The sequence below is a fragment of the Mesorhizobium sp. M7A.T.Ca.US.000.02.2.1 genome, from assembly GCF_003996995.1.
GTDB lineage: Bacteria > Pseudomonadota > Alphaproteobacteria > Rhizobiales > Rhizobiaceae > Mesorhizobium.
This window is the reverse complement of record NZ_RZTT01000691.1, coordinates 1-1,946: the sequence shown is the minus strand read 5'-3', so window position 1 is coordinate 1,946 and position 1,946 is coordinate 1. Positions and strand designations below refer to the sequence as shown.

The window sequence follows — 1,946 nt, the reverse complement described above, 5'->3', positions numbered from 1 at the left end:
CAACCCATTCCCCCCGCCCACTGGGAGCGTCGGCCACCCCTTCCATGAAAGAGCCCTTTGAGTGGTTGCCTTGTCCGGCAGCGTCGCGATTGTGGCCCTGCTCAGAACTTGTAGCTCAAATTGATCCCGACCGCATTCAGCTTCACGTTCTGATCGCGATCGTTAAAGGGTTCTGCCACCTCATAGTGCTCGGAGCCGAAATCATAGTAGCGATACTGCGCGCCGACGACGAACTTGTCGGTCAGCGCGTAGTCGACGCCGGCACCCACGGTCCAGCCGACATTCGTGCGCGTGCTGGCGAACGCCGGACCCGCGACTTGCGATGTTTCGATGCCGGCAAAGGCGACGCCGCCAATGCCGTAGACCAGCAGGCGATCCATGGCGTAGCCGGCCTTGGCGTTGACCGACCCGAACCATTTGATGTCGGTGCCGAATGGGCTTCCCAAGGCCGATACCGTCGTGCCGCCGACCGAGGAATAGTTGAGTTCCGCCTCGGCGCCGAGCACCGCCTGGTCGAACTGCCACAGGCCGGCGACATGGCCGCCGACAAAACCGCCGTCAATGTCGGGCGAGATGGAAAACGGCGCGCCTTCTGTCACCGATATATCGGATTGGCCCCAGCCATAGCCGGCCTGCAGACCAGCGTAGTAGCCCGTCCAGTCGAAGCCGGGCGCGGTCATCGGCACGTCGACCGTTGGGTCGGCTGCAAAAGCCGGCACGGCCAGAACGGCAAGAAAACCGGCACTTGCGACCATCAGTCGACGCATCGAACTCCCCGAAATGACGGTTCAGAAAGATCCTCGCCAGAAGGATAACCGCATTCGCCGCAATCGCAATCCCCCCTGTCGCCGCACAGAATCCTCTATTTGGCGTCGATGAAGTCCAGCACAGCCTGGCTATATTCATCCGGCGCTTGCAGCAGGGCGAAATGACTGGCGTTGGGCAGGATGATCAGCTTCGCGCCCGGGATGGCGGAGGCGATATATTCGGTGTGTTCGCGCTTGATCGCCTCATCGTGGTCGCCGGCAACGATCGCCGTCGGCGTGGTTATCTCAGCAAGCTGTTCCTTGGTCCACGCCGGCTCGCTCTCCCACATATGGCTCATCTGCGCCACGAAGGCGTCATACTGGTCCGGTGTTTTCGACATCTTCTTGTAGTCGCGGCCGGAGCGGTCGATGTAGGCGGCAAAGGTCTTGTTGGTCATCACGCCCGGATCAAGGCCGTCGGTGGTTACGTTGGCGGCTTGCGCGAACAGCCTTGTCAGCCGCTCCGGATGATGCAGCGCGATGTCGATACCGATGATGCCGCCGTCGCTCCAGCCGACAAGCGCGGTCTTGTCGATCTTCAGGTAATCGAGCAGCGCCAGATAGTCCGACGCCATCAAGTCATAGCCATAGGGCTGCTCGGTGCGGGTGGAGCGGCCGTGGCCACGGCTGTCGGCGACGATCACCTTGTGCGTCTTGGAAAGCGTGGCCACCTGGCTGGCCCAGATGTCGGCGTGGCCGAGGCCGCCATGGATGAGCAGCACTGGGTCGCCCGCGCCGAAAACGGCGTAGTACATCTGGATGCCGTTCACCGGCGCATATCCGCTCTGATCGGGTTTGGGCATGGCCGCTGGTTCCGGCAAGGTCTGCCAACGTTCCTCGGCGGCGGCAAAAGTGGACGCTGCGAACAAGAACAAGATGACGGCGAACGCTTTCCAAAAACGGGTCATATTTTCCCCCTTGCGGCTCGGTCCACGATCAGCATCGCGCTTAGCCGGATTAGTCAACAAACTCAGCCTGCGCCGGATGTCGGACCCGGGGCCACGAACTCGGGTTAACGTCCCTTCGGAGTCTTCGCCGCATTGGCTGACGGAGCATCAAACGAAAAACCCGCCTGTGCAGAGGGTCACCGGCGCAAATCAGCACCGTAGGCAAATATGTACTATTGCTGAGGTCACGGAG

Annotated in this window: 2 protein-coding genes; both read right to left on the bottom strand. The window is 61.4% G+C overall.

The features are described from left to right. Positions 1 to 101: 101 nt before the first annotated feature. Positions 102 to 767: an outer membrane protein gene (locus tag EOD15_RS33625; RefSeq protein ID WP_127322458.1), complete on the bottom strand. Its 666-nt coding sequence runs from the start codon at positions 765 to 767 to the stop codon at positions 102 to 104. A 95-nt stretch (positions 768 to 862) separates the two neighbouring features. Further along, positions 863 to 1,714, bottom strand: coding sequence for an alpha/beta hydrolase (locus EOD15_RS33620; RefSeq protein ID WP_127322457.1), 852 nt, complete (start codon positions 1,712 to 1,714; stop codon positions 863 to 865). Between the last annotated feature and the right edge of the window lie 232 nt (positions 1,715 to 1,946).

Coding starts and splice junctions, on each gene's coding strand:
- EOD15_RS33625 (WP_127322458.1), bottom strand. CDS start 767: ATGCGTCGACTGATGGTCGCAAGTGCCGGTTTTCTTGCCGTTCTGGCC.
- EOD15_RS33620 (WP_127322457.1), bottom strand. CDS start 1,714: ATGACCCGTTTTTGGAAAGCGTTCGCCGTCATCTTGTTCTTGTTCGCA.